Origin of the sequence: Micromonospora sp. NPDC049359, assembly GCF_044466585.1 — a bacterium.
Classification (GTDB): Bacteria; Actinomycetota; Actinomycetes; order Mycobacteriales; family Micromonosporaceae; genus Micromonospora.
Window position 1 is genome coordinate 104,186 of record NZ_JBITMW010000012.1, and the last position, 14,064, is coordinate 118,249.

At 69.4% G+C, this 14,064-nt stretch carries 14 protein-coding genes and 1 tRNA gene; 10 read left to right on the forward strand and 5 right to left on the reverse strand.

Features of this window, described 5'->3' with window-relative positions:
- Positions 1–45 precede the first annotated feature (45 nt).
- From ACIBTX_RS25360 to ACIBTX_RS25370, 3 genes are read left to right on the forward strand one after another with little or no spacing between them, the layout of a single operon-like run.
- Positions 46–741 (forward strand): response regulator transcription factor, encoded by a 696-nt coding sequence (locus ACIBTX_RS25360; protein WP_357125669.1) that lies wholly within the window; start codon positions 46–48, stop codon positions 739–741.
- Positions 738–2,024: an ATP-binding protein gene (locus ACIBTX_RS25365; protein WP_396833092.1), complete on the forward strand. Its 1,287-nt coding sequence runs from the start codon at positions 738–740 to the stop codon at positions 2,022–2,024. Before ACIBTX_RS25360 ends, ACIBTX_RS25365 begins: the two co-directional genes overlap by 4 nt.
- 28 nt (positions 2,025–2,052) lie before the next feature.
- A complete protein-coding gene (locus ACIBTX_RS25370) occupies positions 2,053–2,607 on the forward strand; it encodes a DUF5872 domain-containing protein (RefSeq protein WP_357125675.1) in 555 nt (184 codons plus the stop codon).
- Here ACIBTX_RS25370 and ACIBTX_RS25375 read toward each other — a convergent pair.
- Complete coding sequence (locus ACIBTX_RS25375; RefSeq protein WP_396833093.1) at positions 2,591–3,499, reverse strand: LysR substrate-binding domain-containing protein; 909 nt, start codon at positions 3,497–3,499, stop codon at positions 2,591–2,593. The genes ACIBTX_RS25370 and ACIBTX_RS25375 overlap by 17 nt on opposite strands.
- A 71-nt stretch (positions 3,500–3,570) precedes the next feature.
- On the opposite strand from ACIBTX_RS25375, the gene ACIBTX_RS25380 reads away from it, so the two are divergent.
- Positions 3,571–4,050 (forward strand): GNAT family N-acetyltransferase, encoded by a 480-nt coding sequence (locus tag ACIBTX_RS25380; RefSeq protein ID WP_357169279.1) that lies wholly within the window; start codon positions 3,571–3,573, stop codon positions 4,048–4,050.
- A gap of 97 nt (positions 4,051–4,147) precedes the next feature.
- Positions 4,148–4,705 (forward strand): PepSY domain-containing protein, encoded by a 558-nt coding sequence (locus ACIBTX_RS25385; RefSeq protein WP_357169282.1) that lies wholly within the window; start codon positions 4,148–4,150, stop codon positions 4,703–4,705.
- A gap of 80 nt (positions 4,706–4,785) precedes the next feature.
- On the opposite strand, the gene ACIBTX_RS25390 is transcribed toward ACIBTX_RS25385, so the two are convergent.
- Positions 4,786–6,696, reverse strand: a complete 1,911-nt coding sequence (locus ACIBTX_RS25390; RefSeq protein ID WP_357125687.1) for an ABC transporter ATP-binding protein — start codon at positions 6,694–6,696, stop codon at positions 4,786–4,788.
- 70 nt (positions 6,697–6,766) lie between these two features.
- Between ACIBTX_RS25390 and ACIBTX_RS25395 the strand changes: the two genes are divergently transcribed.
- On the forward strand, positions 6,767–7,300 hold the full coding sequence (locus ACIBTX_RS25395) for a pyridoxamine 5'-phosphate oxidase family protein (protein ID WP_357125690.1): 534 nt from the start codon (positions 6,767–6,769) through the stop codon (positions 7,298–7,300).
- Positions 7,301–7,536: 236 nt separating this feature from the next.
- On the opposite strand, the gene ACIBTX_RS25400 is transcribed toward ACIBTX_RS25395, so the two are convergent.
- Positions 7,537–8,727, reverse strand: coding sequence for a DUF1996 domain-containing protein (locus ACIBTX_RS25400; protein ID WP_357173112.1), 1,191 nt, complete (start codon positions 8,725–8,727; stop codon positions 7,537–7,539).
- A 154-nt stretch (positions 8,728–8,881) separates the two neighbouring features.
- Between ACIBTX_RS25400 and ACIBTX_RS25405 the strand changes: the two genes are divergently transcribed.
- Positions 8,882–9,178, forward strand: coding sequence for a DUF6582 domain-containing protein (locus tag ACIBTX_RS25405; protein ID WP_357173115.1), 297 nt, complete (start codon positions 8,882–8,884; stop codon positions 9,176–9,178).
- A gap of 67 nt (positions 9,179–9,245) precedes the next feature.
- Positions 9,246–9,321 (forward strand) — tRNA-Lys (locus ACIBTX_RS25410).
- Between the two features lie 426 nt (positions 9,322–9,747).
- On the opposite strand, the gene ACIBTX_RS25415 is transcribed toward ACIBTX_RS25410, so the two are convergent.
- The gene (locus ACIBTX_RS25415) at positions 9,748–10,986 is read right to left on the reverse strand and encodes a hypothetical protein (RefSeq protein ID WP_396833094.1); all 1,239 of its coding nucleotides are present in this window, start codon (positions 10,984–10,986) and stop codon (positions 9,748–9,750) included.
- Positions 10,987–11,154: 168 nt separating this feature from the next.
- On the opposite strand from ACIBTX_RS25415, the gene ACIBTX_RS25420 reads away from it, so the two are divergent.
- The gene (locus ACIBTX_RS25420; protein ID WP_357173121.1) at positions 11,155–11,721 is read left to right on the forward strand and encodes a hypothetical protein; all 567 of its coding nucleotides are present in this window, start codon (positions 11,155–11,157) and stop codon (positions 11,719–11,721) included.
- Between the two features lie 321 nt (positions 11,722–12,042).
- Positions 12,043–12,717, forward strand: a complete 675-nt coding sequence (locus ACIBTX_RS25425; RefSeq protein WP_357127539.1) for a YdcF family protein — start codon at positions 12,043–12,045, stop codon at positions 12,715–12,717.
- 6 nt (positions 12,718–12,723) lie between these two features.
- Here the strand turns inward: ACIBTX_RS25425 and ACIBTX_RS25430 are convergent, their stop codons facing one another.
- Complete coding sequence (locus tag ACIBTX_RS25430; RefSeq protein ID WP_357173124.1) at positions 12,724–13,950, reverse strand: helix-turn-helix transcriptional regulator; 1,227 nt, start codon at positions 13,948–13,950, stop codon at positions 12,724–12,726.
- Positions 13,951–14,064: the final 114 nt, after the last annotated feature.

Sequence of the window (14,064 nt, forward strand, 5' to 3'; positions counted from 1 at the left end):
TTAACGTGGGCCCCGCCGGCAGTGACAGCGGCTAGCCTGCCTGCTGTGGCCCGCCTGCTGCTCATCGAGGACGACCTGACGATCCGTACCCCGCTGATCCGTGCCCTGCGGGAACGCGGCCACGCGGTCGCCGCGGCCTCGACCGCGATGGCGGGCCTGCGCGACGCCCTCGACGACCGGCCCGACCTGGTGGTGCTCGACCTGGGCCTGCCCGACCTGGACGGACGCGAGCTGCTGCGGATGCTGCGCGCGGTCAGCTCGGTGCCGGTCATCGTGGCCACGGCGCGTGACGACGAGACCGAGATCGTCCGGGTCCTCGACGCGGGCGCCGACGACTACGTGGTCAAGCCGTTCACCGCCGCGCAGCTCGACGCCCGCGCCCGCGCGGTGCTGCGGCGGGGCCCCGCCGGTGTCGACGCGCCGGACCCGGCCCTCGTCGTCGGCGGTCTGCGCGTCGATCCCCGGTCCCGGCAGGTCACCCTGGACGACACGCCGGTGGAGCTGACGCCGCGCGAGTTCGACCTGCTGCACCACCTGGCCGGGCGACCCGGTCAGGTGGTCACCAAACGCGAGCTGCTCACCGAGGTCTGGCAGATCCCGTACGGCGGGGCCGACAAGACCGTCGACGTGCACCTGTCCTGGTTGCGCCGCAAGCTGGGGGAGACCGCCCAGCAACCCCGCTACCTGCACACCGTGCGCGGCGTCGGCGTACGTCTCGAAGCGCCCTCGGCCCGCCCGTGAGGGCGCGTCTGGCGCTGCTGGTAGCCGCGGTCAGCGTCCTCACGCTCGTCGCGTTCCTGGTGCCGCTGGCGTTGCTGGTGCGCACCGTCGCGCAGGACCGGGCGACCGTACGGGCCACCGCCGACGCGCAGAGCCTCGTGCCGGTGGTCGGTACCGCCGACGCGCCCACCATCCGGCTCACCGTCGAGCAGTTGGCGGCGGAGTCCGGCCGTCCGGTGAGTGTGTTTCTGCCCGACGGCACGGTGCTCGGCGCCCAGGCGCCCCGTACGCCCGCGGTGGCCCTGGCCGCACGAGGGCAGAGCCTCACCGGCGAGTCGGCGGCCGGACGGGAGGTGGTCATCGCCGTGCAGGGCCGGGCGGACGGCACGGGCGTCATCCGGATCGTGGTGCCCCGCCAGGAGTTGACCGCCGGGGTGACCCGGGCCTGGCTGGTGCTGGCGCTGCTCGGTGTGGTGCTGGTGCTGATCGGGTTGGCGGTCGCCGACCGGCTGGCGCGCACGCTGGTCCGGCCGATCAGCGACCTGTCCGCCGTGTCGCACCGCCTGGCGAACGCCGAGCTGGACGCCCGGGTCGTACCCGCCGGCCCGGCCGAGCTGCGGGAGGTCGCCGGGGCGCTCAACCACCTGGCCGGCCGGATCCAGGTCCTCCTGCTCCAGGAGCGCGAGCAGGTCGCGGACCTGTCCCACCGGCTGCGGACACCCCTGACGGCGCTGCGGCTGGAGGCGGAGTCACTGCGCGACCCGGACGACGCGGTCCGGATCGCGGCCGCCGCCGACGGGCTCGAACGGGCGGTCACCGGGCTGATCGAGCAGGCCCGCTGGCGTCGCGCTCCGGTGCCGGGCGCGGTCACCTCCGACGCCGCGGCGATCGTCGCCGACCGGGTCGCGTTCTGGTCGGTGCTCGCCGAGGACACCGGCCGGGCCGTCCACCTCGACCTGGCCCCCGGCCCGCTGACCGTCGGGGTGGCCGCCGACGACCTGACGGCCGCCGTGGACGCCCTGCTCGGCAATGTCTTCGCGCACACCCCCGACGGCACGCCGTTCACGGTCCGCCTCGTGTCCGACGCCGGCGAGGTGCTGCTCACCGTCGCCGACGAGGGCCCCGGAATGCCGCCGGGCGCCGTGAAGCGAGGGGCCAGCGCGGCCGGCTCGACCGGGCTCGGCCTGGACATCGCCCGGCGGGCCGCCCAGGCCGGCGGCGGCCGGCTGGAGTTGCGCTCCGGCCCGCATGGTGGGGCGCAGGTGCTGCTGCGGCTCGGCCCGCCACCGCAGCGCCAGGCATAGCCGCTGCGCTGCCGGGTAGCTGCCACCCATGGCGCGGTATACGAAACCCGAGCTCAGAGAGCAGATCAAGGAAGAGATCAAGGCGTCCGACAAGGGCGGAAAACCCGGTCAGTGGTCGGCGCGCAAGTCGCAGCTGGTGACGCAGGAGTACAAGCGGCGCGGCGGCGCATTCCTGGGCGAAAAGGACGATCGGCAGAAGGCGTTGCAGCGCTGGGGCAACGAGAAGTGGCAGACGAAGGAGGGCGACGCCCGGGCCCGCAAAGACGGCACGACGAGCCGTTACCTGCCCAAGAAGGCCTGGGACGAGATGTCCGAGAGCCAGAAACGCGCGACCGACACCAAGAAGCGGGAGGCGTCCCGGACCGGCCGGCAGTACGTCGCCAACACCGGCCCCGCCAAGAAGGCACGACGCGACGCCACCACCTCCGGCCGGATGTCGGAGATGTCGGTGGCCGAGGCCAGCAAACTCGTCCGTGGCCTCGACACGCGACAGCTCCGGACCGCCCTGCGCAACGAGCACGCCGGCAAGGACCGCAAGACCCTCGTCCAGCGGCTGGAGGCGGAACTCAACCGGCGTGGCTAGCCGCCAGCAGGCCCGGAGAGCGGCCTACGGTCCCGAAGCCGGTCGCGGTGACCCGCTCGTCATCCCGGCGACGCAGGATCCGCACCTCGGTGGTGGCCCCGGTGCCGGTCAACGGCAGCACCGCCACCGGAGGAGGCGTCACGGCGGTGATGCTCGCCGGTGCGATCGTCACCCCGAGGCCGGCCGCGACCAGGTGCACCACCGTGGTCCAATTGCCGGCGTCCTGGACGATGCTCGGCGTGTAGCCGGCTTCCAGGCACGGCCGGAGATTGCGCTGGTAGGCCCGCTCGCCGGCCATTCGCGGGATGAAGACGAACGGGTCGTCCCGCAGCACCGCCGCGTTGATCGCGCGGCTTCGGGCGTGCGGGTGGTCGGCCGGCAGGACGGCGACGAAGGACTCGGTGGCGAAGGTGACGCCGACCAGGTCGTCGTGGTCGTCCGCGTCCCGAACCACGCCGAGATCGACCTCGCCGCTCAACAGCCGGTCGACGATCTGCGCCGTGTACGCCTCGTGCAGGCGTAGGTGGACGGCCGGATGGCGCTCACGGAAACGACGGATCGGCCCGGCCAGCCCGAGCTGGATGGCCGAACTGACGAAGCCGATGTCGAAGCGTCCCTGCTCCCCGCGCCCGATGCGGCTCGCCTCGTGCACGTCGTCGGACACGGCGGCCAGCACCCGCCGGCACCGGACGAGATACGCCTCACCGGCGGGCGTCAGCGCCACCGACCGGGAGGTGCGGACGAACAGCGGCGTACCGATCATCGCCTCGAGCTGTCGGATCTGCTGCGACAGCGGCGGCTGGGCCATCCGCAGTCGCACCGCGGCCCGACCGAAGTGCAGCTCCTCGGCGACCGCGACGAAGTACCGCAGGTGGCGCAACTCGGGATCCATACGTCGAGGATACGAATCAGTCCAAACAAGATATTGGACGTTCGAATGAGGGCGGCCGGAGAATCGGGGTCATGAATCCGAGCACGCTGACCGTCACGTCCATGACGACCCCCGAGGAGGCCGATGCCTTCCGGACGCTGAACGAAGAGTGGATCTCCCACCGCTTCACCATCGAGGAGTCGGACCGTAAGACGCTCGGTGACCCGTTCGCTGCCATCGTCGCACCGGGCGGCGACGTGCTCGTCCTGCGCGACGGCGGGGAGATCGTCGGTTGTGTCGCCCTGGTACGCAGCTCGGCGGACGTCTTCGAGTTGTCGAAGATGGCGGTGACCCCGGCGCTGCGCGGCAGGGGCCTGGGCCGGCAACTCATCGAGGCGGCGATCGGGCGCGCCCGCGAGCTCGGCGCGGCCACCCTGTTCCTCGGCAGCAGCACCAAGCTCCCGAACGCCGTACACCTCTACGAAACGGCCGGCTTCCAGCACGTCGCCGCGGAACAGATCCCGCTGGCGCCGTACGACCGTGCCGACGTCTTCATGCGGATGGCGCTCTGACCGCCGGCTTAACCCGGCCTTAGCGTTGGGACAGCGCGCTGCTATCCCGGTTCCGCCGATCCTCGTAGTCGACAACCGAGGAAAGGTGGACACCACGATGAAGCGGACCAATCTGCTCCTGGCGTCGGCCGGCGGGGTGGCGGTGCTGGCAGTGGCCGGGGCCGCGCTCGGCGTCACCGCCGCGAAGGACTCGCGCACCGACACGACGCTCGCCGCCGCGACCGTCGCGCCGACGGCCGAGAGCACGACCGCCGCGCCGGCGACCGGCGGTCCGTCGTCGACCGGCACACCATCGGGTACGCCGACGAGCGGTGCCCCGTCGCCAAGTGGAGCCCCGTCTGCGGGCGGGGCGCCGGCCGGCGCCGCTGTCGACGAGAAGCGGGCCGGGGAGATCGCGCTCGCCAAGGCTGGCGGCGGTCAGATCGTCGAGATCGAGGCCGAGCAGGAGCACGGCCGTGCGGTCTGGAGCGTCGAGGTCGTCGTCGGCGACACCGAGCACGAGGTGGACGTTGACCGTGCGGACGGCTCGGTGGTCAAGGCCGAGCAGGAGCCGGTCGATGTCGATGACGACGCCGATGACAAGAACGACGACGCGGACGACGACGGCGACGACAGCGACGACGGCGACGACAGCGACGACGGCGACGACGACTGATCGTCGAATCTCGCCGCCCGCCCCGGGGGCGACCCGAGGCGGGCGGCGACGTCGTGGAGCAGATGCCCCGGCGCGGTGGTCTAGATCGGCACGCGTTGTTCCTGGACCGTCGGTTGCTCCTGGGCCGTCGGTTGCTCCTGGGCGAACTGGGTGCGGTACAGCTCGTGGTAGCGACCGCCCGCCGCGAGCAGGTCGCCGTGTCGTCCGCGTTCGACGATCCGGCCGGCCTCCACGACGAGGATCTGGTCGGCCGCCCGGATGGTGGACAGCCGGTGCGCGATGACCACGCTCGTGCGACCGGTCAGGGCCTCGGCGAGGGCGTCCTGGACCGCGGCCTCCGACGTGGAGTCGAGGTGCGCGGTGGCCTCGTCGAGGATGACCACGCGCGGCCGGGCCAGCAACAGTCGCGCGATGGTCAACCGTTGCCGCTCGCCGCCGGACAGGCGGTATCCGCGTTCGCCGACGATGGTGTCGAGACCATCGGGAAGCGTACGGATCAGGTCGTCGAGTCGGGCCCGCCGCAGCACGTCCCACATCTCGTCCTCGCTGGCGTCGGGCCGGGCGAACGCCAGGTTGGCGCGGATGCTCTCGTGGAAGAGGTGCCCGTCCTGGGTGACCACGCCCAGCGCCGTCCGGATCGACTCGGCGGACAGGTCGCGTACGTCGACGTCGCCGAGCTTCACGGTCCCGTCATCGACGTCGTACAGGCGGGGCACCAACTGCGCGATCGTCGACTTGCCCGCCCCGGAGGAGCCCACGAGCGCGACCATCTGACCCGCCTCGGCGCGGAACGACACCTCGTGCAGCACGTCCTCGCCGCCGCGCGTGTCGAGCTTCACCACGTCCTCGAGGGAGGCGAGGGACACCCGGTCCGCGGACGGATAGCCGAACCGTACCCCGTCGAACTCGACCGCGACCGGTCCGTCGGGGAGGGGGCGGGCGTCGGGCTTGTCGAGGATCAGCGGCCTGAGGTCGAGGACCTCGAAGACCCGCTCGAAGCTCACCAGCGCGCTCATCACCTCGACCCGGGCGCTGGCCAGCGACGTCAGCGGCGCGTAGAGGCGTGACAGCAGCAGCGCGAGGGCGACCACGGTCCCGGCGTCGAGGCTGCCGCGCAGGGCGTACAGGCCGCCCAGCCCGTAGACCAGGGCCAGCGCCAGCGAGCCGACCACGGTGAGCGCGGTGATGAAGACCCACTGCAGCATCGCCGTACGGACGCCGATGTCCCGTACCCGCCGTGCCCGGGCGGCGAACTCGGCGGACTCCTCGGCCGGTCGCCCGTACAGCTTGACCAGGGTGGCGCCGGGCGCGGAGAACCGTTCCGTCATGCGGGTGCTCATGGCCGCGTTGTGCTCGGCGGCCTCACGCTGCAAGCGGGCGAGCCGTGAGCCCATGCGGCGGGCCGGTAGCACGAAGATCGGCAGCAGGACGAGCGCCAACAGCGTGATCTGCCACGAGAAGCTGAGCATCACGGCCAACGTCAGCATCAGCGTGACCGCGTTGCCGACCACACTGGACAGAGTGTCGCTGAACGCGCGCTGCGCGCCGATCACGTCGTTGTTCAGGCGGCTGACCAGCGCACCTGTGCGGGTCCGCGTGAAGAACGCCACCGGCATCTGTTGGACGTGGTCGAAGACAGCCGTCCGCAGTTGAACGATCAGCCCCTCACCGATGCTGGCGGAGAGGAATCGGGTCACCAGCCCGAGGCCGGCCTCGGCGAGGGCGATCACCGCGATCAGTACGGCCAACCGGACCACGACGCCGCCGTCGGCGCCGTCGACGATCGCCTCGACCACCCGACCGGCGAGAATCGGCGACGCCACCGTGAGGACTGCCGTCACCACACTCAACAGCAGGAATCTGACGATCAGTGCGCGGTGCGGCCGGGCGAACCGCGCGATCCGCTTCAGGGTGGCGCGGGACAGCGGTCGCTCGTCCCGCGCGTTCATCGCGTGGCGCAGAGACGTCCACGCGGTAACTTCCATGCTCATGCGTACCTCCGATACCGGAGGCTAGGACCTCATCCAAGCTTCAGGTCAAGCCGCGCGATAAGGTTCCCGCGTGCCATTGACCAATCCATGGCTGGCCGGGCCCACGCCGGTTGGGCGGCTCGATCGTGAACGGCTCGACGAGCGCATTCTCAACCTGCTGTCGTCGCAGAACATGTGCGTACTCGCGACCACGGGTCCGGACGGCCCGCTGGCCACCCCGGTGCGGTACTACCCGCTCGGCTTCACGGTGCTGTTCACGGCCTCGCCGCGCTCGCCCAAGATGCGCAACATCGCCGCCGATCCGCGAGTGTCCGTCGGGATCTTCGCGCCGCTGGTCGGGCTGGCCAGCAGCCGTGGGGCGCAGGTGTTCGGTACCGCCCGGGTGCTCGATCCGGCGCATCCGGACCGTACGCACTACTGGGAGGCGTTCCGATGGGAGAACGAGCACGCCGAGCGGGGACGCTCGGTGTCCGAGCCGCCCGAAGACACCCTTGTGGTCGTTGAGCCCGAGCGGATTGTCTATACCGAGCACTGGCTGCGACGTGAAGGGTTCGCACCCCGCCAGGTCTGGCGCCGCACGCCACCCGCGCGGCAGTGCACCTAGGCCCTGACAAATGGCCCAGCGCACTAGGGCCTGTTTCATAAGAGCTGGCCGGCCTGCGGCGGGCCCGGACGACGACCGGCGGCGTTGCGGTTTCGTCCGGATACAACACCGGTATCCGGACGAAACCGCGCCTTGCCGGATCGCCGCCCGGACTCCGCCTCGGCTCGACCGCCCTTATGAAACTGGCCCTAGGCGATCGTCAGTCGGGGCCGGGCCGTTCTCCGGTCCGGCCCCGACTACTTCTGGTAGCCGTAGTTGTCGCAGGTCCTGCGCCCCAGGACGCAGTTCTTGGTGCGCTTGTTCATGGTGTTGACGTCCCACACCACGAACGCGTCGCCGTGCATCGACGAGGCGCTCTTGCCCGCCTTGTCGGAGGAGAGGTAGTAGCCCGCCGGGGTGCCCTTGGCCGGGTACTGGATGTCGAAGGTGATCGCCGGGATCCGAACCGGGTGGCCGGGCGGGCAGGTACCGCCGCTGCCGTACGCCACATGGTCCTTGTGGTTGGGGCTGTCCAGGTGCTTGCCGTCCCAGCAGTCCGGGAACTGCAGCATGAAGTGCAGCGTGGCGGTCCCGCCGCAGATCGGCCAGTTGCCGTTGGTGCTGCGGGCGACGCCGTCGAGGTCGCCGGGACCGTAGAAGGCGCAGTAGAACTGGCCGGTCGCGCCGCGCGGTGTCGGCTGCTTCTTCTTGGCATCCCCGGAGATCATGCGCAGGCCGTTGGGCATGGGCATCTGGCCGGTCGAGTTCTTCGCGAGCGAGCGGTAGTAGACCCGGAAGCCGGTGGTCTCGACCGGCTTACCGGTCGCGTTGTCGTAGAGCGTGGGCACCCAGTACGCGGAGTGATCCTGGATCGGCTTGCAGGACGTGGCCGTGAACTTCGTCAGGTCTCCGGCGACGGTGTTCGCGTCGACGGCCTTGTTGCCGACGAAGGAGTGCATGTGTGAGGCGCCCGGGAGGCCGGGGGCGACGATCGGGTCGTCCGGCAGTCGGTGGCTGTACTGGCAGTCCGCCCGGAACTCCGGCAGGTCGCCGACACCGGCCGGGGCGGGGTCGATCTTCAACGCCTGGTACGCGTCGGCCTGCGCCTTCCAGGCCGCCCGGTCGATCGGAACCCAGCCGGTGGTGGGAACCTTCGGTGCGGCAGCGGCCGACGGCGTCGCGCCGGTCGACGGAGTCGCGGAGACCGAAGGTGTCGCCGAGGCCGACACCGCCGTTCCGGACGACTCCGGCTGCCCGGCCGACGGCGACGGGTACTCGGCGGCGTTGGCCGCGTTTGACGGCTCGGACTGCGCGGCGCCGTTGCCCAGGTACACGGCGCCGGCCGCGACGACGAGCACGACGGCCGCGCCCGCGGCGACGCTCAGTCTCTTGTGGGTGGCCCACCCCGGGGGACGATGACGGGACGGCGGCGGGCCTTCGTACGACACGGGTCACTCCCAACGAACACACGACAAGCTGACCCGAACGGTCACGGCCGCCGTATGGTAGGCACTCGCCGCGCGTGCCGGACAGGGTCTTTAAACACCCTTAATCAAGCCGGTCCGGGCGTACGTCTGGACGAAAAATGGGTAATGGTGGGCGATGAAGTCGACCTGGAAGCCCCACGAGAAGCACGGCGGCCTGACCGACAAGGACAAGCGCGAGCTGCCGGAGACCGTCTTCGCCTTCCCCGGCAAGCGCAAGGAGCCGATGACCGACGCCAGCCACGTCCGCAACGCCATCGCCCGCTTCGACCAGGTGCAGGGCGTCACCGACGCGGACCGCGACCTGGCCTTCCAGAACATCCTCGCCGCCGCCAAGCACTACGGCGTGGACGTCGCCGAGACGAACTGGAAGCAACTCGGCAAACTGCCGCACACGCCCAACCCGGCGCACTGAACGCGGGCCGGGGAGGGGTTCCGAGGTCGGTTCGCGCACGTGTTAGCGTGCTCGTCGTTGTCAGCGAGCGCCGCTAGCTCAACTGGCAGAGCAGCGGACTCTTAATCCGCGGGTTCGGGGTTCGAGTCCCTGGCGGCGCACCAACGAGATAGGCCCTGACCTGGTGGTTCACACTGGGTCGGGGCCTTTTTCGTGTCCGGCCGTCGCCGGTGGTCAGGAGCATCGGGGGCGGTAACGGTGGGATGCGGCGGGCTGCTCTAGGACACCGCTCCGTGGCTGCTGCGCACGATGGTCGGGTGGTCGAGGGCTGCGGCAGTCGGCGGTTCTTGATCGGTTCGGGGGGGGGGGGGGGCGAATCCCGAATGGGCTCGGAGCCGAGGTCCGGCGATCTAGGGCAGAACGCGGTAGCCGGGCCGCAGTAAGGGGTGTAGGAGCCGCAATGCATTCGGCACCCTGAGGGGCAACGTCGGCCATATGAAGCAACTGCCCCTGCCCGAATTGAGTCCGTTCGCTGGGGCGACAAACGTGGCCGACGAGCGCTCGGGCGATTAACGCAACAGGCTGCTCAGCTACCGAGCACCGCCGACTAGAAACGGCAGGAACGCGATGTGCATCTCGCGGGCAGGGTCACCGTTCGCGTGGACCACGAAGTCGTACCGCTCGTCCGAGGCGGTCGAGCCACGCCGCTTGAAGTTCGGATGCGCCTCGAACGCCGCGACGGCCTTGCCGATCACGCTGGTGACGTCGCGGTCCCGGATGAACAGCAACAACGCGGCCTTGGTGTCGCGCCAGGTCAGGTAGCCCAAGAGTTGATCGATCGTGTCCGTAATCTTGGTGGCGCCGTCCTTGGGTCCGAAGATCTTGCACTCCCCGATGAACACGTTGGCGTCCTTCTCGCGGATAAGGATGTCGGTCTTGCCGCCGCAGTTAAATAGTTCGCCGCCAGCTCTGCCCTCGAATTGAGCGTTCAAGAGGATCAGCAGCAGATCACGGATGAGTTCTTCGCCGAGCTTTTCGGTCAGCGATGGACTGCGCTCGAACGCGTTACGCGCGTTACGCAGGACCGCGAGTGCATCTTCGTAGCTTGCTTTTTCAAGGGCCGGCTCGGGCTCAAAGGGATTAGCCTGGGCCCGGCTCGACTGCGTCGTGCGGGTGACGAGGCGACGCCGCTGTACCGGCAGTGCGTAGACGTTGGCGTCAGCCCGCCGCCGGATCGGAATGCCGATACTGGCATGGACTTGCCGCGCCGCGAGCAGTCGTGCGCGGCGTTGGGCCACCCATTGCGGCATCTGGTTAAGTAGGTTGCTGATATGGGTGTTGATGTCAGTGCGAGCGAAGCCCAGACCCTTCTCGATGCGATCGATTCGTGTGCGAAACCACTGTCTGACTGCCTCCGGATCGGGGCGGGTTCCCTCCCAGACGATCACCAGCTCGCTGGCCTTCTCGTCGACCTTAGCCTCTATCGGCGCAATGAAGTACTGACTTGCTTTCATCGTGAACGGAGCCGGGTGGCCGCTGAAGGGGATCCGGACTGTGTACTGAACGACTCGTTCGCGTACGCGCTCTCCGAACATATTGACCACCGAGCGCTCAGCCTCGGTGGGCCTCTCGTCCATGTACCACTCGTCCGGATGCAGCGCCGGGCATTCGACGGCGCCGACGGCGACGAGCTCGGTGATGAGGTCGGCGTCGGTGCGCGCCAGGAAGTCGTCATCGTTCCAGGCGTTCAGGGCGTCCATGACCTGCTTGAGGTTGGTGCCCAGGTCTGCCGCTAATTCGCGGCCGTTGAATAGATGGTTGCTCGCCACCCGGCTACTTTACGGGGCAGGTCTGACATCTTCTCTGGTCGACTGCTGCAAGCTCGTGCGGCTGGCATTTTTTTGCGTGCAGTTGTTCGCATACGTCCCATCTGATGCTGCGCGAGGCTGGGGTTCTGACGAACTCTCCTATCGTAGTCAGTCGCTACGATGTTGGTCATGCCTGACTGGGGAAATGCTCCTGAATGGGTGGCCGCAGCGATCGCGGCCGCCGCTGCACTGTTCGCGTGGCGTTCGTATGTGGCCTCGGCAGAGTCAGCAGCGACGGCTGCGAAGCTGCTCCAGCAGCAGCAAGCGCCGCAGTTCACTGCCGAGGTGGAGAACCCTAACGGTGATGAGACCGGCCACCATGGTTGGCACAGGCTGATGATTGGCGTCGCAGCGTCGCCAGCTGGCCCACTTGATGAGCTGCGAGTCGATCTGCTAACCGATGGCGTCTCGTTCACCCCCGGCATCAACGGAGTCGAGCCGGGGGAGCCGCGGTTCACTGCGGTGCATGCGTACGAAGGGGTCAAGCCGGCCGGGCTGGATGTCGGCGACCGGGCACATTGGCGGGTGGAGTTCGCGGAGAGCGATGCTGGTATGCCTACCCTCGATCAGGTCGAGATCCGCGTAACGGCGACTCGCGGCGGACACAGCTGGACCAGCAAGTTGCACGCGGACGTCGCAGCGTGCCGGACAGAGCGGGAAGCGCTGCGAAGTTGGCGTCGTTCGGATCGGAGCTGAAAACACCAGTCCGGGTCGCGAAACTACAAGCGCCTCGCCCTACCGAGGCGCTCATCTGCCGCAGATCGCGTGGGCTCGCTCCGTGCGCGGTGCGGCCGTCCGCGAGGCTGGCGAGATGGCGTTGTGGGTTCAGGTACGCGAGCGGGCACCGACGGAGGGAGCGGCTGCCGATGGCGCTGATGGTGTCGGCCCTACCTGAATGCCCCCCGCTGGACAGACGTGCTGTAGCTGATCTGCGTCGCCCGGCCTGCCCTACGCTGACATCATGAGTAAACGGGGCGTGAACCAAACTCCAGCGCTCGCCCTAGCTGGCGGGCGCTGATGGAACGGCAGACCGAAGTGCCGACTCACGTGCTCTCAGACGAAGTCCGTGCTCACGTGGCGACGCTGTGGCGATACCACGACATGCACCACGAGCTACGCCCGTGCGACGTGGGCATCGGGCTGGGCAGCCATGACCTCGGCGTTGCAGTGGTCGCATCGCGCCTGTTTCAAGCAGGCCTGTTCCCATGGATTGTTTTCACCGGTGCGAACGCCCCGACCACGGTCGAAAGGTTCCCGCGTGGAGAGGCGGTGCACTACCGCGAGTACGCCGTCGAGCAGGGTGTGCCCCCGGAGGCGGTTCTCGTGGAGCCGCGTGCCACGAACACCGCCGAGAACCTCGAATTCTCCCGTGCGCTCCTGGCCGAACGCCAGATCCCGGTGAAGTCGGTGCTGATCATGTCGCGGCCCTACCAACAGCGTCGGGCCTACGCCACCTGCAGGCTGATCTGGCCGGAGGTCGATGTGGTGTGCGCCTCAAACCCGCTCGAGCTGGACGACTACGTGCGCAGCATCGGCGACCCGCGGCGGGTGGTGGACATGCTGGTGGGCGACACGCAGCGGATCGAGGTGTACGCCGAGCGCGGGTTCGCTATCCCCCAGGAGATGCCGGACGAGGTGCGGGCGGCCTTCGAGCGCCTGGTGGCGGCTGGCTACACGAGCCGGTTGATCTGAGCCCAGCTACCAGCGGGGGCCTCCCGTCCGGACGCCCATTCGGTCGCTGAGTTCGACGGCCAGTCGTGGTGGCCGGGGGCGGGTGAGGATGTCTCGGACGAGGTCGCGGGAGAGCTGGTGGTAGCGCACCTGGTCGGGCCCGAGGGTCTCGGCGTCTAGGAGCGCGGCGAGCGCGTCGTCGATGCGGTTCCACCGGGCGAGGGCTCGGGCAGTTTCGATGGCGTGGCGAACCTGCCGCTCGACGGGCACGGTGCTGGTGTCGAGTGGGGCGCCGATGGCGATGGCGCGTTGCACATCGCCGAGTTCCATCGCCACGGTCGTCTTGTGGATCGATACGTTGGTCGGCCCGAACGCGGTCCACACGTGGTTGCCGTCGGCGCCGAGCCGCTGTGCGGCGGTATCGGCTTCGTTGATGTGGGTGTCGGCGGAGGCGCGGTCGTCGTCTCGGGCGGCGGCGAGCGCGCAGACGAGGTGCAGGCTGCCGTAGACCGACAGCAGCTGCGGAGTCGGCCTGACGAGCCGGGGTTCCAGGAACCGCGCCGCCGTGGCGGCGAGGCCCAGGGCTTGGGCGTACTCCCCGATGGAGGCGAGCGAGTGCGCGGCGGAGCGGCTGAGTGAGCCGATGACGACGTGGTCGTGGCTGGCGTTGGCGGCGGCCAAGCCCCGGCTGGCGGCGGTCCACGCGAGGTCACCTTCGCCGAGCTTGGTGAGGAACAACGCGGCGAGCTGGTGGGCGTAGGCGGTCATCGCGTGCGCTCGCTGGCCATCGTCTCCGTCGTACGCCTCGGTGGCGGTGAGGCAGTCGTGGATGAGGTAGGGCAGCCGGCGGGCGAGGGTGCCGTATCGCGAGTGCTGGTAGGCGGTCCAGATCTCGGCGACGTCGTTCTCGATCTCGCGGAGGGCGGGGGCCTCGACGTCCCCCGTGCTGGCCAGCGTCGGCGCGAGGTGACGATAGTCGTGAAGCGCGGCCCGCAAGGCCGGGATGGTCTCGCGCCCTGAGTCGTCCGACCACTCGAACAGGCTCGGTGCCTCGATCAGGTCGCCGAGGGACACGTCGAGGGCTTTGGCGATCGCGCGTATGACCGATAGCCGATCGAGGTCAGCCCGGTTCGTCTCGACCTTGCGTAACCACTCCTGGGTCTTGCCAACCAAACCGGCCAGCACCTCCTGGGAGAGCCCTCGTCGACGCCGGTAAAAGGCGACGCGCTGGCCGGTGGTCATGTCTTCCGTCATCCCTCGCACACCATCACCCTGCCCGCTGAAGACCGCCGGACCCGGTACGGATTTTCCCGGTCCTCCGTACGGACCGCCCCTACGTTCAGTTCACCCCAGATCACCGGCGCGTGT

What these genes read in the sequence shown, in the direction of transcription:
- ACIBTX_RS25370 (WP_357125675.1), top strand. Translation starts at nt 2,053, where the DNA reads ATGGCGCGGTATACGAAACCCGAGCTCAGAGAGCAGATCAAGGAAGAG.
- ACIBTX_RS25375 (WP_396833093.1), bottom strand. Translation starts at nt 3,499, where the DNA reads ATGGATCCCGAGTTGCGCCACCTGCGGTACTTCGTCGCGGTCGCCGAG.
- ACIBTX_RS25380 (WP_357169279.1), top strand. Translation starts at nt 3,571, where the DNA reads ATGAATCCGAGCACGCTGACCGTCACGTCCATGACGACCCCCGAGGAG.
- ACIBTX_RS25385 (WP_357169282.1), top strand. Translation starts at nt 4,148, where the DNA reads ATGAAGCGGACCAATCTGCTCCTGGCGTCGGCCGGCGGGGTGGCGGTG.
- ACIBTX_RS25390 (WP_357125687.1), bottom strand. Translation starts at nt 6,696, where the DNA reads ATGAGCATGGAAGTTACCGCGTGGACGTCTCTGCGCCACGCGATGAAC.
- ACIBTX_RS25405 (WP_357173115.1), top strand. Translation starts at nt 8,882, where the DNA reads ATGAAGTCGACCTGGAAGCCCCACGAGAAGCACGGCGGCCTGACCGAC.
- ACIBTX_RS25420 (WP_357173121.1), top strand. Translation starts at nt 11,155, where the DNA reads ATGCCTGACTGGGGAAATGCTCCTGAATGGGTGGCCGCAGCGATCGCG.
- ACIBTX_RS25425 (WP_357127539.1), top strand. Translation starts at nt 12,043, where the DNA reads ATGGAACGGCAGACCGAAGTGCCGACTCACGTGCTCTCAGACGAAGTC.
- ACIBTX_RS25430 (WP_357173124.1), bottom strand. Translation starts at nt 13,950, where the DNA reads ATGACGGAAGACATGACCACCGGCCAGCGCGTCGCCTTTTACCGGCGT.